General features: G+C 60.6%; 19 protein-coding genes. 9 read left to right on the forward strand and 10 right to left on the reverse strand.

Translation table 11 applies throughout. The annotated features are described in order from the left end of the window. Window positions 1–2: 2 nt before the first annotated feature. On the reverse strand, window positions 3–2,024 hold the full coding sequence (uvrB, locus tag AC6I8P_RS12825) for an excinuclease ABC subunit UvrB (protein ID WP_021508497.1): 2,022 nt from the start codon (window positions 2,022–2,024) through the stop codon (window positions 3–5). 918 nt (window positions 2,025–2,942) lie between these two features. Between uvrB and AC6I8P_RS12830 the strand changes: the two genes are divergently transcribed. Continuing rightward, a complete protein-coding gene (locus AC6I8P_RS12830; RefSeq protein WP_021508499.1) occupies window positions 2,943–3,659 on the forward strand; it encodes an ABC transporter ATP-binding protein in 717 nt (238 codons plus the stop codon). A 42-nt stretch (window positions 3,660–3,701) separates the two neighbouring features. Here AC6I8P_RS12830 and bioD read toward each other — a convergent pair whose 3' ends face one another. From bioD to bioB, 4 genes are read right to left on the reverse strand one after another with little or no spacing between them, the layout of a single operon-like run. Further along, on the reverse strand, window positions 3,702–4,373 hold the full coding sequence (gene bioD / locus AC6I8P_RS12835) for a dethiobiotin synthase (protein ID WP_058775301.1): 672 nt from the start codon (window positions 4,371–4,373) through the stop codon (window positions 3,702–3,704). Beyond that, window positions 4,370–5,125, reverse strand: coding sequence for a malonyl-ACP O-methyltransferase BioC (bioC, locus tag AC6I8P_RS12840; RefSeq protein WP_058781278.1), 756 nt, complete (start codon window positions 5,123–5,125; stop codon window positions 4,370–4,372). The genes bioD and bioC overlap by 4 nt, the downstream gene beginning before the upstream one ends. Further along, on the reverse strand, window positions 5,106–6,257 hold the full coding sequence (gene bioF / locus AC6I8P_RS12845; RefSeq protein WP_141496539.1) for an 8-amino-7-oxononanoate synthase: 1,152 nt from the start codon (window positions 6,255–6,257) through the stop codon (window positions 5,106–5,108). The genes bioC and bioF overlap by 20 nt, the downstream gene beginning before the upstream one ends. Next, complete coding sequence (gene bioB / locus AC6I8P_RS12850; RefSeq protein WP_058757850.1) at window positions 6,258–7,289, reverse strand: biotin synthase BioB; 1,032 nt, start codon at window positions 7,287–7,289, stop codon at window positions 6,258–6,260. A gap of 87 nt (window positions 7,290–7,376) precedes the next feature. On the opposite strand from bioB, the gene bioA reads away from it, so the two are divergent. Then, entirely contained in the window at window positions 7,377–8,669 is a 1,293-nt protein-coding gene (gene bioA / locus AC6I8P_RS12855; RefSeq protein WP_021508504.1) for an adenosylmethionine--8-amino-7-oxononanoate transaminase, read from the forward strand. Between the two features lie 67 nt (window positions 8,670–8,736). Next, window positions 8,737–9,213 (forward strand): kinase inhibitor, encoded by a 477-nt coding sequence (locus AC6I8P_RS12860; RefSeq protein WP_021508505.1) that lies wholly within the window; start codon window positions 8,737–8,739, stop codon window positions 9,211–9,213. Window positions 9,214–9,291: 78 nt separating this feature from the next. Here AC6I8P_RS12860 and pgl read toward each other — a convergent pair whose 3' ends face one another. After that, entirely contained in the window at window positions 9,292–10,287 is a 996-nt protein-coding gene (gene pgl / locus AC6I8P_RS12865) for a 6-phosphogluconolactonase (protein WP_059010739.1), read from the reverse strand. Between the two features lie 148 nt (window positions 10,288–10,435). Here pgl and AC6I8P_RS12870 point away from each other — a divergent pair, with 148 nt between their 5' ends. Beyond that, window positions 10,436–11,254 carry a pyridoxal phosphatase gene (locus AC6I8P_RS12870; RefSeq protein ID WP_088516308.1) on the forward strand — a complete coding sequence of 273 codons (819 nt, stop codon included), beginning with the start codon at window positions 10,436–10,438 and terminating at the stop codon, window positions 11,252–11,254. Between the two features lie 169 nt (window positions 11,255–11,423). Here AC6I8P_RS12870 and modC read toward each other — a convergent pair whose 3' ends face one another. From modC to AC6I8P_RS12890, 4 genes are all read right to left on the reverse strand, one after another. After that, the gene (modC, locus tag AC6I8P_RS12875; RefSeq protein WP_481657752.1) at window positions 11,424–12,482 is read right to left on the reverse strand and encodes a molybdenum ABC transporter ATP-binding protein ModC; all 1,059 of its coding nucleotides are present in this window, start codon (window positions 12,480–12,482) and stop codon (window positions 11,424–11,426) included. Further along, entirely contained in the window at window positions 12,482–13,174 is a 693-nt protein-coding gene (modB, locus tag AC6I8P_RS12880; RefSeq protein ID WP_021508509.1) for a molybdate ABC transporter permease subunit, read from the reverse strand. The genes modC and modB overlap by 1 nt, the downstream gene beginning before the upstream one ends. Further along, the gene (modA, locus tag AC6I8P_RS12885; RefSeq protein ID WP_104092705.1) at window positions 13,171–13,944 is read right to left on the reverse strand and encodes a molybdate ABC transporter substrate-binding protein; all 774 of its coding nucleotides are present in this window, start codon (window positions 13,942–13,944) and stop codon (window positions 13,171–13,173) included. The genes modB and modA overlap by 4 nt, the downstream gene beginning before the upstream one ends. Window positions 13,945–14,071: 127 nt before the next feature. After that, on the reverse strand, window positions 14,072–14,230 hold the full coding sequence (locus tag AC6I8P_RS12890) for an AcrZ family multidrug efflux pump-associated protein (protein ID WP_021508511.1): 159 nt from the start codon (window positions 14,228–14,230) through the stop codon (window positions 14,072–14,074). 117 nt (window positions 14,231–14,347) lie between these two features. Here AC6I8P_RS12890 and modE point away from each other — a divergent pair, with 117 nt between their 5' ends. From modE to galM, 5 genes are all read left to right on the forward strand, one after another. Next, window positions 14,348–15,130, forward strand: a complete 783-nt coding sequence (gene modE / locus AC6I8P_RS12895) for a molybdenum-dependent transcriptional regulator (RefSeq protein WP_150361773.1) — start codon at window positions 14,348–14,350, stop codon at window positions 15,128–15,130. Between the two features lie 76 nt (window positions 15,131–15,206). Further along, window positions 15,207–16,679 carry a molybdate ABC transporter ATP-binding protein ModF gene (gene modF, locus AC6I8P_RS12900; protein WP_166709791.1) on the forward strand — a complete coding sequence of 491 codons (1,473 nt, stop codon included), beginning with the start codon at window positions 15,207–15,209 and terminating at the stop codon, window positions 16,677–16,679. Window positions 16,680–16,941: 262 nt separating this feature from the next. After that, on the forward strand, window positions 16,942–17,985 hold the full coding sequence (gene galT, locus AC6I8P_RS12905) for a galactose-1-phosphate uridylyltransferase (RefSeq protein WP_459745725.1): 1,044 nt from the start codon (window positions 16,942–16,944) through the stop codon (window positions 17,983–17,985). After that, window positions 17,986–19,134 (forward strand): galactokinase, encoded by a 1,149-nt coding sequence (gene galK, locus AC6I8P_RS12910; protein WP_058775295.1) that lies wholly within the window; start codon window positions 17,986–17,988, stop codon window positions 19,132–19,134. After that, window positions 19,128–20,162 carry a galactose-1-epimerase gene (galM, locus tag AC6I8P_RS12915; protein WP_481657754.1) on the forward strand — a complete coding sequence of 345 codons (1,035 nt, stop codon included), beginning with the start codon at window positions 19,128–19,130 and terminating at the stop codon, window positions 20,160–20,162. Before galK ends, galM begins: the two co-directional genes overlap by 7 nt. The last annotated feature ends 77 nt before the right edge of the window (window positions 20,163–20,239 follow it).

Raw genomic sequence — 20,239 nt, forward strand, 5'->3', positions numbered from 1 at the left:
GATTAAGAGGCGGCGATAAACAGTTCACGCAGCTCGTGCAGCTGGTCGCGCACCCGCGCGGCCTCTTCGAACTCCAGGTTCTGCGCGTGCTGCTGCATCTGACCTTCCAGCTCGTGGATCTTCTTCTGCATGGCCTGTGGCGTGAGCGCCAGATAGCTGGCCTCGGCTTCGGCGGCAGTGCGTGAAGCCGTTTTACCTTTGCCGCGCGTTTTCACCACGTTTTTGCCCAGCTCAAGAATATCGGTGATTTTCTTGTTCAGGCCCTGCGGCACAATGCCCCGCTCTTCGTTATAGCGCTGCTGCTTCTCGCGGCGGCGCTCGGTCTCTTCCATCGCCCGCGCCATCGACGGCGTGATCTTATCTGCGTAGAGAATCGCTCTGCCGTTGACGTTACGCGCTGCGCGTCCGATGGTCTGAATCAGCGAGCGCTCGGAGCGCAGGAAGCCCTCTTTATCGGCGTCCAGAATTGCCACCAGCGACACTTCCGGCATATCCAGCCCTTCGCGCAGCAGGTTGATCCCCACCAGCACGTCAAACTCCCCGAGACGCAGATCGCGAATGATCTCCATACGCTCAACGGTATCAATGTCGGAGTGCAGATAGCGCACCTTTTCGCCGTGCTCTTCAAGATACTCGGTGAGGTCTTCGGCCATGCGCTTGGTCAGCGTGGTGACCAGCACGCGCTCGTTGATTTCGACGCGCTTGCGGATCTCCGACAGCAGATCGTCGACCTGGGTCGCCACCGGACGCACCTCAAGGATCGGATCGAGCAGACCGGTAGGCCGCACCACCTGATCGATAACGTCGCCGCCCGATTTTTCCAGCTCGTAGTTACCTGGCGTGGCCGAGACGTAAATGGTCTGCGGTGCCAGCGCTTCAAACTCTTCAAAGCGCAGCGGACGGTTGTCCAGCGCCGACGGCAGGCGGAAACCGTACTCCACCAGAGTCTCTTTACGCGCGCGGTCACCGCGATACATGCCGCCAATCTGCGGAATAGTCACGTGGGATTCATCGACCACCAGCAGGCCATCCGCCGGCAGGTAATCAAACAGCGTCGGCGGCGGCTCGCCCGGTCCGCGCCCGGAGAGATAGCGCGAATAGTTTTCAATGCCCGAGCAGTAGCCGAGTTCGTTCATCATTTCGAGGTCAAACTGGGTGCGCTGGGTGATGCGCTGCTCTTCCAGCAGTTTGTTGTTCTCCAGCAGCACTTTGCGCCGCACCGCCAGCTCATCCTTGATCTCTTCCATCGCCTGCAGAATACGCTCGCGCGGCGTCACGTAGTGCGTTTTCGGGTAGATGGTGAAACGCGGAATCACTGAGATCACCTGGCCGGTCAGCGGGTCGAACAGCGACAGGCGCTCAACCTCTTCATCAAACAGCTCTACACGCAGACCAATGTCATCGGATTCCGCCGGGAAGATATCGATCACTTCGCCGCGCACGCGGAAGGTGCCGCGCTGAAAAACCTGGTCGTTGCGGGTGTACTGTAGTTCGGCGAGGCGGCGCAGGATGCTGCGCTGGTCGATGATCATGCCGCGCGTCAGATGCAGCATCATTTTCAGGTAGAGATCGGGATCGCCCAGGCCGTAGATAGCAGAAACCGACGCCACCACAATCACGTCGCGGCGCTCCAGCATCGCTTTAGTGGCAGAGAGACGCATCTGCTCGATGTGCTCGTTTACCGCCGCATCTTTCTCGATGAAGGTATCCGAACTGGGCACGTAGGCTTCCGGCTGATAGTAGTCGTAGTAGGAGACGAAGAACTCGACCGCGTTATCCGGGAAGAACTCTTTCATCTCACCATACAGCTGTGCCGCCAGCGTTTTATTCGGTGCCATTACCATGGTCGGCCGGTTGAGATCGGCAATGACGTTGGCGATGGTAAAAGTTTTTCCTGAACCGGTAACCCCCAGCAGCGTCTGGTGCGCCAGTCCATCCTCCAGCCCTTCTTCAAGGCGACGAATCGCCTCAGGCTGATCGCCTGAAGGTTTGAAAGCGGAGTTGAGTTTAAAGGCTTTACTCATGGTATTACGGTTCCTGCTGAAGAAGTCGGCGGGCAGGCTGGTAATTCTACTCTGCTATGGCGATTTTGCCAGAAAAAAACACTGGATATAATTACAGATATACTGCACGATGATGGGGAGATGCCGCGATTCGCTTCAGCGTAATTTATGCGGTAATCCGGAAGCGTTTGTTGCGCAAGGTTATCCCCAGACGAGCAACGCTTTTAACAATTGTCAATAGAGCGTCATTAAATTGCAGTCTGATGACAAGCCAGACAATTCTCAGGCTTGCTTTTAAATAACCTGCTGATTTAAAAGACTTTGACTCAAAAGCCCAGTTTCGCAGCATTATGTATGCAACCCGCGTATTTCCTCGCTTGCGCCCGGTTTTCAGTCGCTAATGCACAAGGTTATCCACAGGAATAGTGGATAACTGAATCCAGCCCCACGTCCATCGGCTGTGTATAATTTTCCCCTCGCTTATCCTGCCGTGCGAAAAAATTTTTTTTGCGATTATTTTTCCATCATCCCGTGCGGCTTTAACTATTCTTTTGGCGTACCCCATCGTGCCGTAACGGGAAAAAGCCCAGCGTTAAGGCCACTTATTTCTTCAGTCCCTGCCTTATGACAGCACAGATGCACCAGAAACGTTAAGCAGTCAGCACCGTCAAAGTGCAGGCGAGTTATTACTGTGGGCAATTGTTAAGCTTTTCTCATCAATTATGGCGAGTTTCGCTGCCTTTTACCCCGATTGAGGCTGCTTTGGCGGATCTGGCCTGGGAATTGCAGTGAATTAACGGTGGAGTGACGAGTCCATGCCGGCAGGATGAACAAGCGCCGCCGGCGACAGCAGTGTCCCAATAGCCATTGTGCATGACTGTATGCCAGACGACACAGAGCGGGAGCATTCAGGCGAATAATCTGGAAGGAGAATGTCAGATGCTGAGTTTACGTTCGGTGAATCAATTTTACGGTCAGAACCATATTTTATGGGATGTGGATCTCGATCTGCCGCCAGGCACCTGCACCGGCGTGCTGGGCAGCCCGGGGATGGGCAAAACCACGCTGGTGAACTGTATTATGGGTCGCCTGCCCATTAATAGTGGATCGATGACCTGGCAGGAAGACGGCGCGCCGCCGGAAAACCTGCTGCTGCAGCCTGCTGAGCAACGCGCGCGCATGGGCATCGGCTACGTGCCACAGGGACGCCACATCTTTTCCCAGATGAGCGTGGAAGATAACCTGCTGATTGCGCTGATGGCGGCACAGGACGATCGCAGCCGCGCCATTCCCGAGATGGTGTTCGATCTGTTTCCGGCGCTCTACTCGCTGCGTCATCAGCGCAGTGGCGAACTGCCGATGGATCAGCAGCAGCAGTTGGCCCTGGCGCGCGCGCTGGTGCTGCAGCCGAAACTATTGATCCTCGATGAACCCACCGAAGGCATGTCGCCGTGGCTGGAGGAGGAGATGGGGAATCTGATTCGCCGCCTGAACCGCGACTATGGCCTGACGATTCTGCTGCTGGAACAGCATGTGTCGTTCATTCGCCGCGTGGCAGACTATTTTCTGCTGCTGCATCGTGGCCGCAACGTGGCGCAGGGCAGCGTGGCGCAGCTGGATGATGTAACGGTGAGTAAGTGGCTAACGGCCACCTAGCGTCGGTAGCGTGCGGCGCAGGGTGCTGCGCCGCCGCGCCATTTACTGTGGCAGGGTAAGGTAACGGCCACAGTCGGCCTGCTGTGCCGCGCTGCTCAGCCACGGAATCTCACCGAGGAACGGGGCCGCAATGCGCTGTTGCAGCGTTGCCAGATATTCCGCATGTCGCTTACCCGGCGGTTGGATGTCATTGGCAATCCAGCCGGCGAGGCGCAACCCGCGCGCCTTCACCGCTTCCGCCGTCAGCATGGCGTGGTTGATGCAGCCGAGCTTCACGCCGACCACCAGAATCACCGGCAGCTGCTCGGCGGCGACCCAGTCGGCGTAAGTTTGCGTCGCGGACAGCGGCGTGAACCAGCCGCCCGCACCTTCCACCAGCACCCATTCAGCCTGCTGCTCCAGCGCGCGTAAGCCAGCGGAGAGCTGCGCAAATTCAATCGGTCTGCCCTCTTCCGCGCTGACGATATGCGGCGACGTCGGTTCGATGAACGCCAGCGGATTGACCTGTTCATAGCTCAGCGCCAGGCTGCTGTAGCGCTGCAGCGCCAGCGCATCGCTGTTGCGCACGCCGTCGGGCGTGACCTCGCAGCCGGAGGCCACCGGTTTGTAGCCGGCAGTGCGTAATCCCGCAGCGCTGGCCGCCTGCAACAGAGCGCCGCTGGCGACTGTTTTGCCCACTTCGGTGTCAGTTCCGGTAATAAACCAGCGTGTCATTTTTGTAAAACTCCATACATCAGGTGATAACTGAGACGATAGCCGTGCGCATCCTGCGGCCAGTGCTGCTCCAGCTGCGCCAGCTGCGGGCGCGTCAGCAGGGCCGCGTGTCGCCCATCGTGCAGATGCGTTGCGCCGATGCCTTTCAGCGAGCGCATGGCACTGAGCGCGCTGGGGAAGTGCAGCGTGACGATCTGCGTCTGGCTGCGCAGCGGCAGGCCCGCGGTCGCCAGGGCAAAGGCATCGCCGCTGAGGAAGCGATTGGCGTGACGCCGACCATCGATCTGCGCCCACGCCTGGTGCACCTCCTGCAGCGAGCCGTCGAGCAGCGTCGAGAACAGCACGCTGCCGCCCGGGCGCGTCACGCGCAGAAACTGCTGCAGCGCGGTGCGCAGATCGCTGCTCCATTGCACCGCCAGGTTGCTCCAGACGCCGTCGACGCTGTTATCTGCCAGCGGTAACTGGTCGATATCGCCCTGTAAATAGTCGTGCGCCGAGTGCTGTTCGCGCGCCGCCTGCAGCATCGCCGGTGACAGATCCAGCGCGCAGACCTGGCGACCGCGATCGCGCCAGTAGCGGCTGAACCAGCCGGTGCCGCAGCCGGCATCCAGCAGCTGTGGGCCAAATCCGGCCGGCGCCAGCGCCAGCAGCGCCTCGCCGCTCTGGCGCTGCAGCTGAGCATGCTGTTCGTAGTGCGCGGCCGCCCGGCCAAACGCCTGCGCCACCGCCTGTTTATTCACCTGCAGCGTCATACAGTGCCTCCAGTAACGCGTCGATATCTTCGGGATGATGCGCCGCGGTGAGCGTAATGCGCAGCCGCGCGGTACCCGGCGGCACCGTCGGTGGCCGGATCGCGCTTACCCAGCAACCGGCCTGCGCCAGCCGCTGTGACAGCGCCAGCGCGGCACGGTTTTCGCCAACGATCAGCGGCTGAATGGCGCTGTCAGAGGCCATCAGCTGCCACGGCAACTGCGCCGCTCCCGCGCGAAAGCGGGCAATATTTTGCTGCAACCGCGCGCGCAGCGCGTCGCCCTGCTGGATCTGCGCCAGCGCCGCCAGCAGCGCACAGCACTGCGCCGGCGGCATGGCGGTGGAATAGATTAAATGGCGCGAGAATTGCTCGACGTAATCTGCGGTGGCGTCATCACACAGCAGCGCGGCGCCGCTGACGCCAAAGCCTTTACCAAAGGTCACCACCAGCAGTTCCGGTTTCACCTGCTGCTGCCAGCAGCTGCCGCGTCCCTGCTCACCGGTAACGCCAATGCCGTGCGCATCGTCCACCAGCAGCCAGCCGCCCGCACGCCGGGTTTCGGCGGCAAGTTCAGCCAGCGGCGCACTGTCGCCATCCATGCTGAATACGCCCTCGGTCACCACCAGCGTGCCGCCTTCCGCGCGCGTCGCCAGCAGCTTCGCCAGGCTGGCCGGCTGGTTGTGGGCAAAACGGCGCAGCGTTGCCGGACTGTGGCTGGCGGCATCCAGCAGCGAGGCGTGCGCCAGTTTGTCAGCGATAATGCGATCCGACTTTTGCGCCAGCAGATGGATCACTGCCTGGTTGGCGGCAAAGCCGGAGATAAACAGCAGCGCGCGCGGGTAGCCGAGCCAGGACGCCAGCTGCTGCTCCAGCTGCGCATGGTGACGGCTGTAGCCGGTGACGTGGCCGGAAGCGCCGGCACCGACGCCCGCCTCGCGCACACCCTGCTGCCAGGCGGCCATCACCGCCGGATGCTGGCTCAGCCCGAGGTAATCATTGCTGGAGAAGTGGCGATAGCGCTGCCCGTCGAGGGTAATTTCACGCACGCTGTTGTGCTCAATGCGCCGCCGCTGCCGCCAGCCGTCGGCGGCACGCTGCGCCGTCAGCGCCTGCGCAATACGTTCAGACCACATTTACACGGCCGCGTTATAGAACTGCGCGCTGTCGGCGTGCAGCAACTGCTCGCTGAGCTGATGCTGCTGTTCGTTATCGCCTGCAGTCGTGGCGGTGTGCTCCGGATTCAGGCCCAGCTTGCGGAACAGGATCAGATCTTTGTCCTCTTCCGGGTTCGGCGTGGTCAGCAGCTTGCAGCCGTAGAAAATCGAGTTGGCACCCGCCATGAAGCACATCGCCTGGGTCTGTTCGCTCATCTGCTCGCGACCGGCCGACAGGCGCACGTGCGAGGTCGGCATCATGATGCGCGCCACGGCAATGGTGCGGATAAAGTCGAACGGCTCGACGTCATCGTTATCCGCCAGCGGCGTGCCTTTGACTTTCACCAGCATGTTAATCGGCACGCTCTCCGGCGGCGTGGGCAGGTTGGCCAGCTGCACCAGCAATCCGGCGCGGTCGTTGACCGTTTCGCCCAGCCCGACAATGCCGCCTGAGCACACTTTGATGCCGGCGTTGCGCACTTTATCCAGCGTATCAAGACGCTCCTGATAGGTACGGGTGGTGATGATGCTGCCGTAAAACTCCGGCGAGGTGTCGAGGTTATGATTGTAAAAATCGAGCCCGGCGCTGGCTAGCCGCTGCGCCTGATCGTGGTCAAGCGTGCCCAGCGTCATGCAGGTTTCCATGCCCATGGCTTTCACGCCCTGCACCATCTGCTCAAGGTACGGCATGTCGCGCTCGTGCGGGTTTTTCCACGCCGCGCCCATGCAGAAGCGGCTGGAGCCGGCTGCTTTGGCCTTGCGCGCCGATTCCAGCACCGCTTCCACCTCCATCAGGCGCTCGGTTTCCAGCCCGGTTTTGTAACGCGCGCTCTGCGGACAGTATTTACAGTCTTCCGGACAGGCGCCGGTTTTGATCGACAGCAGCGTGCTGACCTGCACCTGACGCGGGTCGAAGTGCTGGCGGTGCACCTGCTGTGCTTCAAACATCAGCTCGAGAAAAGGTTTATCAAATAGCGCCTGAGCCTGAGCCAGTGTCCAGCGATTAGCCATTGCTTACTCCAAAAAAGGGGGTTCATCCTGACGATTAACGTGGTTATACTTGTAAACTAAATCTTTTCAAAATGGTTTACAAGACAGATGTTCACACAGGACGACCTCCGCTTTGACCGCCAGCATATCTGGCATCCTTACACCTCAATGCGCGATCCGCTGCCGTGCTACCCGGTGGTGGCCGCGCACGGCTGCACGCTACAGCTGGCCGATGGACGTGAGCTGGTCGACGGCATGTCGTCGTGGTGGGCAGCGATCCACGGCTATAACCATCCGCGCCTCAATCAGGCGTTGCAGCAGCAGATGGCGCAGATGTCACACGTGATGTTTGGCGGCATCACCCATCCGCCAGCCGTGGAGCTGAGCCGCCAGCTGATCGCCATGACGCCCGAGGCGCTGGAGTGCGTGTTCCTCGCCGATTCCGGCTCGATCGCCGTCGAAGTGTCGATGAAAATGGCGCTGCAGTACTGGCTGGGTCGCGGAGAGACGCGGCAGAAATTCCTTACGCTGCAACGCGGTTATCACGGCGATACGTTTGCCGCCATGTCGGTCTGCGATCCGGAAAACTCCATGCACAGCCTGTGGCGCGGCTACCTGCCGGAGCATCTGTTCGCCCGCGCGCCGCAGTGTGGCTTTGACGATGACTGGGATGACAACGATATTGCCGATTTCGCCCGGCTGGCCGAACAACACCATCGCAGCATTGCCGCGGTAATCCTGGAACCTATCGTGCAGGGTGCCGGCGGCATGCGTTTCTACCATCCCCGCTATCTGCAACAGGTGCGGGCGCTGTGCGATCGCTACGGTTTATTGCTGATCGCCGATGAGATCGCCACCGGCTTCGGCCGCAGCGGCAAGCTGTTTGCCTGCGAGCACGCCGGCATCACGCCGGACATTTTGTGTCTCGGCAAGGCGCTGACCGGCGGCACCCTGACGCTCTCCGCCACCCTGACCACGCGCGACGTCGCCGATACCATCAGCCGCAGCGCGGCGGGCTGCTTTATGCACGGTCCGACGTTTATGGGCAATCCGCTGGCCTGTGCGGTGGCGGTCGAAAGCCTGAAGCTAATCAACGAAGGGCACTGGCCGGCGCAGGTGGCGGCGATTGAGCAGCAGCTGCGAACGGAACTGCTGCCGCTGCGCGACCATCCGATGGTGGCGGATGCGCGCGTGCTGGGGGCGATTGGCGTGATTGAGACCCATCAGCCGGTGAACATGGCGGCACTGCAGCAGTTCTTCGTGGAACGCGGCGTATGGATTCGCCCGTTCGGTAAGCTGATTTACCTGATGCCACCTTATCTGATTTCTGCCGCACAGCTGACGCAGCTGACGGCGGCACTAAGCGCTGCACTGGCGGTGGACGGCCACTTTCAGCCCTGACACCGCTGGCACTCGCCGCCATTTTCCACCATCATGGAGAGCAGTACACAACAGGAAAGGAGAGATCATGCGCGTAGTGAGCCAGGATTTTAACGATGGCGATAAAATGCCCGAGCGCCACGTGTTTAACGGCATGGGTTACCAGGGCGATAATCTGTCGCCGCACCTGGCATGGGATGAAGTGCCAGCCGGCACCAAAAGCTTTGTGGTGACCTGCTACGATCCGGATGCCCCGACCGGCTCCGGCTGGTGGCACTGGGTGGTTGCCAATATTCCGGCGGAGGTGACCGTGCTGTCACAGGGCGCCGGTTCCGGCGTGGCGGAACTGCCGGAGGGTGCCATTCAGACGCGTACCGATTTCGGCCAGAACGGTTACGGTGGCGCAGCGCCGCCGCAGGGCGAATCGCATCGCTACATCTTTACGGTGCATGCGCTGGACGTGGAAAAAATTGAGGTGGACGAAGGTGCCAGCGGCGCGATGGTCGGCTTCAACGTGCACTTCCATGCGCTGGCCAGCGCGTCGATCACGGTGAAATACGCCTGATTGCATAAGGTGCGCATCGCTGCGCACCCCGGCAGAGGTCGCCGTAAATGGCGACCCTGCATGACCGAATAGCGTTCCTCAGTCCAGTGCGTGAATCACTACCCACATCGGGCCCTGACCCACGGCGTAACGCGCCAGCGGTTGCAGCAGGCCACGATCGCCGATGCGATAGACTTCAATGTGATGCGATTTCTGCCCCGCCGCCACCAGATACTGACCGCTGCCATCAATGTTAAAGCCACGCGGCTGAGTTTCGGTCGGCTGATGACCTTCAATCGTCAGCACCGAGCCGTCCTCACTGATACTGAACACGGTCAGCGTGCTGCTGGTGCGGTCACAGGCATACAGGAAGCGACCGTCCGGGGTGATATGGATATCCGCTGCCCAGCGCGTATCGCTGAAGCCCGGTGGCATCATATCAAGACTCTGCACCCGCTCGACCTGGCCGTTAACATTGTTCAGCGCCCAGACGTCGACGGTGCTGTCCAGTTCGTTAACCACATAGCCATAGGCGCCGTTCGGGTGGAACGCCATATGACGCGGGCCGGCGCCTTCTACGGTGGTCACCTGCGGCTGCGCGCGCGGTGCCAGCGTGCCGTCCGCCTGCAGCTGATACAGGCAGATGCGATCCTGCTTCAGCGCTGGCACAAACAGCGTCTGGTTACTTAGGTCGATATTCGCCGAATGGCAGCCCTCCAGCCCGTTAATCACCTGCAGCGGTGCCTGCGGCAGGCCGTCGCTGCCAATCGGGCTGATGCTGACGCAGGCATCGTTATAGGAGCCGCAGAACAGGTAGTTGCCCTGACGATCGGTAGAAATGTGAGTCGGGCTGCCCGGCAGCGGCGCTTCACCGGCCAGGCTTAACGTACCGTCGGCCGCAATGCGGTACGCCAGTACGCGAAAATTCGGACGCACGCCGACATAGAGAAAATCTTTCTTCGGGCTCACCACCATCGGCTGCACCTGGCCGGCCACATCCGTGACCTGCAATAACGTCAGTGCGCCATCTTCCTGCATCTGCCAGGCGTGGATCTGCTGGCTCTCGGGACTGGCGGTATACACGACTTGTTTCATGCGTTTTCCTTATTCGCTGCCTGATGAAAAACAGTAACTGTAGCGCGTTTCACCGCCGCGCGCTGGGCTGATTTGTGCCCTGCTTTTTGTCTCAGGGCCGCTGGCGGGTGTAGACTTAATGCTTTGCTAACTCCGGACGGAAAGTGTAATGAGCTACCGCGTAATCGCCCTTGACCTCGACGGCACCCTGCTGACCCCAAACAAAACCATCCTGCCAGAATCCCTTGAAGCCTTAGCCCGCGCGCAACAGGCTGGCGTTCAGGTGCTGATCGTCACCGGTCGCCATCACTGCGCGATTCACCCGTTTTATCAGGCGCTGCAGCTGACAACGCCCGCCATCTGCTGTAACGGCACGTACCTGTACGATTACCAGGCGCAACGGGTGCTGGCGGCCGATCCGCTGGAGAAACGTCAGGCGGCGCGGGTGATTGAGATGCTCGATCAGGAGAATATTCACGGTCTGCTGTATGTCGATGATGCGATGCTGTACCAGGAAGCGACCGGCCATGTGACGCGCACCCTTAACTGGGCGCAGTCGCTGCCGGAAGCGCAGCGTCCGCTGTTTGTGCAGGTGCCGAGCCTGGCGCAGGCGGCGCACGACGCGCAGTCGATCTGGAAATTTGCCCTGTCGCATCCGGATACCCGCGCGCTGCAGCAGTTTGCCGAACGCACCGAACGCGAGCTGGGTCTGGCGTGTGAATGGTCGTGGCACGATCAGGTCGATATCGCTCAGGCCGGCAACAGCAAAGGCAAACGCCTGGCGCAGTGGGTGGCCAGTCAGGGTCTGAGCATGCAGGATGTGCTGGCGTTTGGCGACAATTACAACGATCTCAGCATGCTGGAGCAGGCCGGGCTGGGCGTGGCGATGGGCAATGCCGATGACGCCATCAAAGCACGCGCGCGCAAAGTGATCGGTACCAACCTTGAGCCGGGCATTGCGCAGGTGATCTACCAGGAAGTGCTGTAACGCCAGGCTGATCGCGGCATAAGGCATCTATAGGGTGACCGGAAAAAAGCGCGCCGCTCCAGAGGGTGCAACGGGTGATTACTGCAGCGGTACATGGCACATCCGGTAGCGGCGCGATTCATCGCGCTGATCCGCAGACCGGACGTACCGCGTTGTCGTCCGGTTTGTGTTACGCGGTAATCGACACGCTCTTGATCTGTGCATACAGCCACTGATCGGGCCGGATATTCAGCTCGTCGCGCGCCCACGGTGAAATGCGCGCCCACAGCTCGCTGACGCCGATGCGCAGTTTCACTTCGACCTGGTCGTCCAGCTCCAGCAGCTCCACCACCTGCGCCGGTAAGATATTGCGGATCGAGGTATTTTGCGGCGGCTGCAGCGCCAGCGACACGTCCGCCGAGGCGATACGGATGCGCAGTACGCTTTTCACCGGCTGATTCACCCGGCTGACCCAGATGTGCTGATCGCCAAGCGACAGCGCGGTCATCGGGTAATCCGGATGCTGCTCCAGCACCTGCACGCGCAGTACGCTGCTGCGCTCGGCCGCCGGCAGCCAGGGCCGCATCGCGCTGCTGCCCCACACTTTTTCCAGCGCGCCGAAGGCTTTGACGTTACCGTTATCCAGCACCAGTACCTGATTCGCCAGCTGGACAATCTCCTCAAGGCTGTGGCTCACGTACAGCAGCGGAATCTCCACCTGCTTCGCCAGCTTCTGCAAATAGGGCATCAGCTCGCGCTTGCGTGGCAGATCGAGCGACGCCAGCGGTTCGTCCATCAGCAGGATATCCGGCGCGCTCAGCAGCGCCCGGCCCATCGCCACGCGCTGCTTTTCGCCACCCGACAGCGAGGCCGGATAGCGATCCAGCAGCGCGTCCAGTCCCAGCAGCATCACCAGCGCCCCGAACTGCGCTTTCATTTTGGGCGCCATGCCATACTGCAGATTGCCGCGCACGCGATAATGGGGAAACAGGCGCGCATCCTGAAACACGTAGCCGATGCGGCGTTTTTCCGGCGGCAGATTGATGCCGCTGTCGCGGTCAAACAACAGACGATCGTTAAGCGCAATCTGGCCGCTCTGCGGCTGCGTCAGGCCGCTGATAGCATTGATTAATGAGGTTTTTCCTGCCCCGGACACGCCAAAGATCGCGGTGATGCCGCTGGCCGGAATTTCCACATCGACGTTGAGCTGATGCTCACCGAGCTGTTGCGCAATGTTGATTTTCAGCATCAGGCCGCTCCCAGCCGCTTGCGGCCCCAGCGCGCCAGCAGCTCTGAGGCCACCAGCGACAGCAGCGCCAGCGCAATCGCCACCGCGCACAGCCGCGCCGCAGTGCCTTCCGCGCCGGGCGTTTCAATCAGGGTAAACATGGCTGACGGGATGGTGCGGGTTTCGCCGGGAATGTTGGAGACAAAAGTAATGGTGGCACCAAACTCCCCGAGCGAGCGGGCAAACGCCAGCACGGTGCCCACGATGATGCCCGGAAAAGTCAGCGGCAGCGTGATGGTGAAAAACACCCGCCAGCGGCCCGCGCCTAAGGTCCGCGCCGCCTGCTCCAGCCGGCTGTCTACCGCTTCCAGTGCCAGACGAATGGCGCGCACCATCAGCGGAAACGCCATCACCGCGGAGGCCAGCACCGCACCGCGCCAGCTGAAGGCGAAGGTGATACCGAACCAGTCATATAGCCAGCTGCCAATCAGACCGCGCCGTCCCAGCGTCAGCAGCAGCAAATAGCCCACCACCACCGGCGGCAGCACCAGCGGCAGGTGAATCAGGCTATCGAGCAGGGTTTTGCCGGGAAAGCGACAGCGCGCCAGAATCCAGGCCATCAGGATGCCAAACGGCAGGCTGCACAGCACCGCCACGCAGGAAACTTTCAGGCTGAGGAACACGGCCTGCCATTCGGGATCGCTCAGTATCATCTCTTCGGCGTAAATCCATACTGTTTAAACACGGCAGCGGCATCCGGCCCCTGCAGATAGTCATAGAAGGCCTGCACCGCTGCGTTCTGGTGATCGCTGACCACCGCCATCGGGTACTCTACGGGTTTGTGACTCGCTTCGGGGAAGCGTCCGACCACCTGCACTTTATCACTGGCTACCGCGTCGGAACCGTACACGATGCCATATGGCGTTTCGCGTCGCTCCACCAGCGCCAGCGCGGCACGCACGTTGTTGGCCGGTGCGAGCCGTGAAGCCAGCGTGTCCCACGCGCCCAGCTTTTGCAGCGCTTCTTTGGCATAAATACCTGCCGGCACGTGATCCGGATCGCCCACCGCCAGGCGCTCGCCCTTAAGCAGGTTCTGCCATTGGGTCTGCGCATTGATGGTCACCGGCTGCGCGTTAGCGCTTTTTGCCGCCACCAGCACCAGATCGTTGCCCAGCAGCGTGTAGCGCGTACTGCCGATCACGCTGTTTTTCGCCACCGCATCGTCCATCCACTGCTGATCGGCAGAGATAAACAGATCCGCCGGGGCGCCCTGCTCGATTTGCCGCGCCAGCGTCGACGAGGAAGCGAACGAGGATACCACTTCAACGCCGCTTTTTTGCTGATATTGCGTGGCAATCTGCTGCATCGCATTAGTCAGCGAGGCCGCAGCGAACACAGTAATTTTCTCCGCCGCCAGCGCCTGACCCGACAGCGACACGGTGACCACGGCCGCCGCCGCCCAGTGATAAAGCGTATTTTGCATAGAGAGCTCCAGGTTACGTTATATAGTTGATAATACAACGCGAGCCTGAAAGCTGTCATGAGCTTTATATCGGCAAAAACGGCGGGAAGTTAAGGGCAAAACGCCCGCAGCGTGCGGGCGTTAAAAATCAGTGGTGTGAGCTATTGGCGGGACGGTCGTCGCGGCGGCCAAATTTAGAGATGACGTTAAAGACTTCACCCAGGCCGTAAATCAGACCCAGCATAATCGCCATCACGATGGGCACCATGATGATGGCGACCGCCAGGCTTTTTAACAGTTCCAGCATGGAAACCTCGCGCAAAGAGTAAAAAAGTGATTGTAACGGCTGGAGAAAAAAAGGCACTGCCCTTTTCGTGCTTTTACTTTAGGCCTTACAATTGGCGCATTCACCTAAGGAGCTGACATGCAGGCAGAACTCTCTCTTCACATCCGTCTTCAGCAGAAACTGTTTGCCGATCCGCGCCGTATCGAGCTGCTCAGGCGCGTGCAGGAAACCGGCTCCATCAGCCAGGGCGCCAGACTGGCGGGCATCAGCTATAAAAGCGCCTGGGACGCCATCAATGAGATGAATCAGCTGGCGGATCAGACGCTGGTCGAACGCGCGACCGGCGGCAAAGGCGGCGGCGGTGCCCGGCTGACGCGCTACGGCGAGCGATTAATTCAGCTGTTTCAGCTGATGGAGCAGATCCAGCAAAAAGCCTTTGACGTGCTGCAAAACGACAGCCTGCCGCTCGACAGCCTGCTGGCGGCGATCGCCCGCTTTTCCCTGCAAACCAGCGCGCGCAACCAGCTATTTGGCACGGTGCAGGCGCGCGATCGTCAGCAGGTGCAGCAGCATGTTGAGATACTGCTGAACGACGGCGTGACGCGCCTGCAGGTGGCTCTGACCGAACGCAGCGCGGAGCGGCTACAGCTCGACAGCGGTAAAGAGGTGCTGGTGCTGATCAAAGCGCCGTGGATCCGCCTGACGCCTGACGCCGCAGAGGGCGATAATCAGCTGCCGGGCCTTGTCCACACCATCGAACCCGGCGAAACGCAGAGTGAAGTGCTGATTGCGCTGGCGGGCGGTGAAATGTTGTGCGCCACCGTCCCCAGCCAGGCGCTTCGCCAGCATAATCTGCAGCCCGGCAGCGCCGTGACCGCCTGTTTTAATGCAGAACACGCCATCATCGCCACACTGCTCTGATCTGGCCGCCATGATTTGACTTCATTTCGCTGGCTCGCTACAACTGAGCGACTTGATGCAGAAAACGGAACAAATCATGGCCTCATTGCAAATTTCGCAAGGCATATTTCACCTGAGCGATAGCCGTACCCTGACCCTGCCGGACTTAACCCTGCACAGCGGCGAAAGCTGGGCCTTTGTCGGTGCCAACGGCAGCGGTAAATCTTCGCTGGCGCGCGCGCTGTCCGGCGAGCTGACGGCGGCAAAGGGCGAGCTGCGGCAGGATTTTCAGCGCCGCACCCGTCTGTCGCTGGAGCAGCTGCAACAGCTGGTGACGCAGGAGTGGGAGCGCAACAACACCGATCTGCTGAGTGAAGGCGAAGATGACACCGGCCGCACCGCGCTGGAGATCATTCAGGATGAAGTAAAGGATGAGGCGCGGGCGCAGGCGCTGGCCCAGCAGTTTGGCATCAGCGCTTTACTGACTCGCCGCTTCAAATACCTTTCTACCGGCGAAACGCGCAAAACGCTGCTGTGTCAGGCGCTGATGGCGCAGCCGGATTTGCTGATCCTCGACGAACCTTTTGATGGTCTGGATGTGGCATCGCGCGCCAGCCTTGCCGATACGCTGCATCAGCTGCATCGCGACGGCTACACCGTGGTGCTGGTGCTGAACCGCTTTGACGATATCCCGGATTTTGTCCAGCAGGTCGGCGTGCTGGCGGAGTGCACGCTGACGCACGTGGGCGCGCGCCAGGCGATTCTCGCCGAAGCGCTGGTGGCGCAGCTGGCGCACAGCGAACGCCTGCAGGGCATGGCGCTGCCGGAGCCGGACCAGCCGGATCAGCTGCCGCAGCTGGCGGCAGATGCGCCGCGCGTTATCCTGCGCAACGGCGTGGTGTCGTATAACGATCATGCGGTGATCGACGGCCTGAACTGGCAGGTCAATCCCGGCGAGCACTGGCAGATTATCGGCCCCAACGGCGCGGGTAAATCGACCCTGCTCAGCCTGGTCACCGGCGATCATCCGCAGGGCTACAGCAATGATTTAACGTTGTTTGGTATTCGGCGCGGCAGCGGTGAGACCATCTGGGAGATCAAGCAGCATATCGGTTACGTCAGCAGCAGCCTGCATCTGGATTACCGCGTCAGCTGTAATGTGCGTACGGTGATCCTCTCGGGCTTTTTTGATTCGATCGGTCTTTATCAGGCGGTATCGGATCGGCAGAAAGCGCTGGCGCGCCAGTGGCTGGCGCTGCTTGGCATGGACAATGCGCTGGCCGATGCGCCGTTTCATAGCCTGTCGTGGGGCCAGCAGCGGCTGGTGCTGATTGCGCGCGCGCTGGTGAAGCACCCGACGCTGTTAATTCTGGATGAGCCGCTGCAGGGGCTCGATCCCATTAACCGCCAGCTGGTGCGCCGCTTTGTTGATGTGCTGATCGGCGAAGGCCGTACCCAGCTGATGTTTGTGTCCCACCACGCCGAGGACGCGCCGCAGTGCATCACCCACCGCCTGAGTTTTGTAAAACAGGGCGCGGGCTATGTCTATCAGCAGGAGGCGTTGCGTTAGTTTTCATTGATGAGCGGGTCGCCATCCATGGCGGCCCGGCGATAACAGTACGCACCTGACACATTTCCTTCCCTAAAAATGTAACCGCTACCACTAGCCTGCCGCATTATTCAGCAAACGCTGCGCATAAACCCACAAAATGAGAATCGTCACCTTGTGTAAACGATACCATTTATCCAGACTGGATCACGCTTTCAGCGCCACCGTTATGCTACGTTGAAGGCAGTGATTTTCTTCTGTTTGCCGATTACCAGGACTTGTTATGCAAAAATTTAACCCGGTCGATCATCCGCATCGCCGCTATAACCCGTTGATCGATCAATGGGTGCTGGTGTCACCGCATCGCGCCAAACGTCCGTGGCAGGGTGCGCAGGAGACGCCCGCGCTGGAGCAACTGCCGGCACACGACCCGGACTGCTTCCTGTGCGCCGGTAATACCCGCATCACCGGCGATAAAAATCCTGATTACAAAAGCACTTACGTGTTCACCAATGACTTTGCCGCGCTGATGACCGACACGCCGGACGCGCCGCAGAGCGACAATGTGCTGATGCGCTGTGAAAGCGCGCGCGGTACCAGCCGGGTGATCTGCTTCTCGCCGGATCACAGCAAAACCCTGCCCGAACTGCCGCTGCACAATCTGCAGGATATCGTGCGTACCTGGCAGGAGCAGACTGCCGAACTCGGCCAGCACTATCCGTGGGTGCAGGTGTTTGAAAACAAAGGCGCAGCCATGGGCTGCTCGAATCCCCATCCGCACGGTCAGGTGTGGGCCAACAGCTTTCTGCCAAACGAAGCGCAAAAAGAGGATGACAACCAGCGCCGCTACTTTGCCGATAAAGGCACGCCGCTGCTGGTGGATTACGTGGCGCGCGAGCTGCAGGACGGCAGCCGTACCGTGGTTGAAACCGATCACTGGCTGGCGGTGGTGCCGTGGTGGGCGGCCTGGCCGTTTGAAACCCTGCTGCTGCCGAAAACGCACGTGAAACGCATTACCGATCTCAGCGAGGCGCAGCGCACCGATCTGGCGCTGGCGCTCAAGCAGCTCACCAGCCGTTACGACAATCTGTTCCAGTGCTCGTTCCCCTATTCGATGGGCTGGCACGGCGCGCCGTTTAACGGCGAAGCCAACGATCACTGGCAGCTGCACGCGCACTTCTATCCTCCGCTGCTGCGCTCCGCCACAGTACGAAAATTTATGGTTGGCTACGAGATGCTGGCCGAGACCCAACGTGATTTAACGGCGGAACAGGCAGCAGAACGTCTGCGCTCTGTCAGCGCTATCCATTTCCGCGAGGAACAATAAATGTCTTTAAAATCGATCACTCAACAGGTTTTCGCTGACACCTTCGGCTACGCGCCGAGCCACAGCATTCAGGCACCGGGCCGGGTGAACCTGATCGGCGAGCATACCGATTACAACGATGGCTTCGTGCTGCCCTGCGCTATCGATTATCAGACCGTGATTGCCTGCGCCCGCCGCGACGATCGCCAGGTGCGCGTGGTGGCGGTGGATTACGACAATCAGCAGGATAGCTTCTCGCTGGATGCGCCGATTGAGCCGCTCAGCGAACCGATGTGGGCCAATTACGTGCGCGGCGTGGTGAAACATCTGCAGCAGCGCGACGCCAGCTTTGGCGGCGTGGATATGGTGATCAGCGGCAACGTGCCGCAGGGTGCCGGTCTCAGCTCGTCCGCCTCGCTGGAAGTGGCGGTGGGCACCGTGTTCCAGCAGCTGTATCAGCTGAAGCTCGACGGCGCAGCGATTGCCGTTAACGGGCAGGAAGCGGAGAACCAGTTTGTTGGCTGCAACTGCGGCATCATGGATCAGCTGATATCCGCACTCGGCCAGCAGGATCACGCCATGCTGCTGGACTGCCGCACGCTGGGTACGCGCGCCGTATCCATGCCGGAGGATGTCGCGGTAGTGATTATCAACTCGAACTTCCGCCGTAATCTGGTGGGCAGCGAATACAATACCCGCCGCGAGCAGTGCGAAACCGGTGCGCGCTTCTTCAACAAAAAGGCGCTGCGCGACGTGACGCTGGAGGAGTTTGCGGCGGCAGAACAGCAGCTCGATCCGCTGGTGGCCAAACGCGTGCGTCACGTGATCACCGAAAATGCGCGTACGCTGGAAGCGGCGGACGCGCTGAGCAGCGGCGATCTGCAACGCATGGGTGAGCTGATGGCCGCCTCGCACGCCTCAATGCGCGACGATTTTGAGATTACCGTCGCGCCCATCGACCAGCTGGTGGAGATCGTCAAAGCGGAGATCGGCCCGCGCGGCGGCGTGCGTATGACCGGCGGCGGCTTCGGTGGCTGTATTGTCGCCCTGATGCCAACCGATCTGGTCGATCAGGTGAAAGCGGCGGTGGCGCAGCAGTACGAAGCGCAGACCGGCATCAAAGAGACCTTTTACGTGTGTAAAGCCTCAGCAGGAGCCGGCCAATGGTAAGCGACGTCAAATCTCATGCGCCGGACGGCCAGCCGTGGCGCATCACCGTGCTGCGCAACCGCAACGGCATGGTCGCCACCTTTATGGACTGGGGCGCCACCTGGCTGTCGGCGCGCGTGCCGATGCAGGACGGCAGCGTGCGCGAAGCGCTGCTCGGCTGCGCCACGCCGTCCGACTATCTGCATCAGGATGCTTATCTCGGTGCCACCATCGGGCGTTACGCGAACCGCATCGCCTTCGCTGAGCTGAAGCCGCTTAACCGGCTGCTGGCGGCCAATCAGGGTCCGCACCAGCTGCATGGCGGGCCGCAGGGTTTCGACAAGCGCCGCTGGCAGATTCTCAGCCAGAGTGACAGCGAAGTGCACTATCGTCTTGATTCGCCGGACGGCGACCAGGGCTACCCCGGCAATCTGATTGCCGATGTGATTTATCAGCTCGATGACGATAACTGCCTGTCGATTCGCTATGAAGCGCAGACCGATCAGGCCTGTCCGGTCAACCTGACCAACCATGCTTACTTCAACCTTGATGCGCATCATGGCGACGCGCGCCAGCATCGCTTACAACTGCAGGCCGATCGTTATCTGCCGGTGGACAGCGCAGGCATTCCCAATGCGCCGCTGAAAGCGGTAGACGGTACCAGCTTTGATTTCCGCCAGCCGAAACGCGTGGCGGATGAGTTCCTGGCCGACGACGATCAGCGCGCGGTGAAAGGTTACGATCACGCGTTTCTGCTCACCACCGCCGGTGACAGCAGCCAGCCTGCTGCGCAGCTGTGGTCAGCGGACGACAAACTTAGCGTGAGCGTGTTCACCGCCGCGCCGGCGCTGCAGTTCTACTCCGGCAACTATCTGGAGGGAACGCGCGCCCGTGAACAGGGCAGCTATACTGCTTTCCAGGGCATCGCTCTGGAGAGTGAGTTTTTACCGGATTCGCCCAACCATAGCGAGTGGCCGCAGCCTGATTGCTGGCTGCAGCCCGGCGACACATGGCACTCCGTGACGCGTTATCGCTTCACCCCGCACTAAGCGCCGGTTGAAAAACGCGCACTGCGGTGCCGACAGGCTTACGCCGTGCGCTGTTTTCCGCTATGGTATGGCGCTAT

It is taken from the genome of gamma proteobacterium symbiont of Lampromicra miyakona, assembly GCF_059730895.1.

What these genes read in the sequence shown, in the direction of transcription:
- uvrB (WP_021508497.1), bottom strand. Translation starts at nt 2,024, where the DNA reads ATGAGTAAAGCCTTTAAACTCAACTCCGCTTTCAAACCTTCAGGCGAT.
- AC6I8P_RS12830 (WP_021508499.1), top strand. Translation starts at nt 2,943, where the DNA reads ATGCTGAGTTTACGTTCGGTGAATCAATTTTACGGTCAGAACCATATT.
- bioD (WP_058775301.1), bottom strand. Translation starts at nt 4,373, where the DNA reads ATGACACGCTGGTTTATTACCGGAACTGACACCGAAGTGGGCAAAACA.
- bioC (WP_058781278.1), bottom strand. Translation starts at nt 5,125, where the DNA reads ATGACGCTGCAGGTGAATAAACAGGCGGTGGCGCAGGCGTTTGGCCGG.
- bioF (WP_141496539.1), bottom strand. Translation starts at nt 6,257, where the DNA reads ATGTGGTCTGAACGTATTGCGCAGGCGCTGACGGCGCAGCGTGCCGCC.
- bioB (WP_058757850.1), bottom strand. Translation starts at nt 7,289, where the DNA reads ATGGCTAATCGCTGGACACTGGCTCAGGCTCAGGCGCTATTTGATAAA.
- bioA (WP_021508504.1), top strand. Translation starts at nt 7,377, where the DNA reads ATGTTCACACAGGACGACCTCCGCTTTGACCGCCAGCATATCTGGCAT.
- AC6I8P_RS12860 (WP_021508505.1), top strand. Translation starts at nt 8,737, where the DNA reads ATGCGCGTAGTGAGCCAGGATTTTAACGATGGCGATAAAATGCCCGAG.
- pgl (WP_059010739.1), bottom strand. Translation starts at nt 10,287, where the DNA reads ATGAAACAAGTCGTGTATACCGCCAGTCCCGAGAGCCAGCAGATCCAC.
- AC6I8P_RS12870 (WP_088516308.1), top strand. Translation starts at nt 10,436, where the DNA reads ATGAGCTACCGCGTAATCGCCCTTGACCTCGACGGCACCCTGCTGACC.
- modC (WP_481657752.1), bottom strand. Translation starts at nt 12,482, where the DNA reads ATGCTGAAAATCAACATTGCGCAACAGCTCGGTGAGCATCAGCTCAAC.
- modB (WP_021508509.1), bottom strand. Translation starts at nt 13,174, where the DNA reads ATGATACTGAGCGATCCCGAATGGCAGGCCGTGTTCCTCAGCCTGAAA.
- modA (WP_104092705.1), bottom strand. Translation starts at nt 13,944, where the DNA reads ATGCAAAATACGCTTTATCACTGGGCGGCGGCGGCCGTGGTCACCGTG.
- AC6I8P_RS12890 (WP_021508511.1), bottom strand. Translation starts at nt 14,230, where the DNA reads ATGCTGGAACTGTTAAAAAGCCTGGCGGTCGCCATCATCATGGTGCCC.
- modE (WP_150361773.1), top strand. Translation starts at nt 14,348, where the DNA reads ATGCAGGCAGAACTCTCTCTTCACATCCGTCTTCAGCAGAAACTGTTT.
- modF (WP_166709791.1), top strand. Translation starts at nt 15,207, where the DNA reads ATGGCCTCATTGCAAATTTCGCAAGGCATATTTCACCTGAGCGATAGC.
- galT (WP_459745725.1), top strand. Translation starts at nt 16,942, where the DNA reads ATGCAAAAATTTAACCCGGTCGATCATCCGCATCGCCGCTATAACCCG.
- galK (WP_058775295.1), top strand. Translation starts at nt 17,986, where the DNA reads ATGTCTTTAAAATCGATCACTCAACAGGTTTTCGCTGACACCTTCGGC.
- galM (WP_481657754.1), top strand. Translation starts at nt 19,128, where the DNA reads ATGGTAAGCGACGTCAAATCTCATGCGCCGGACGGCCAGCCGTGGCGC.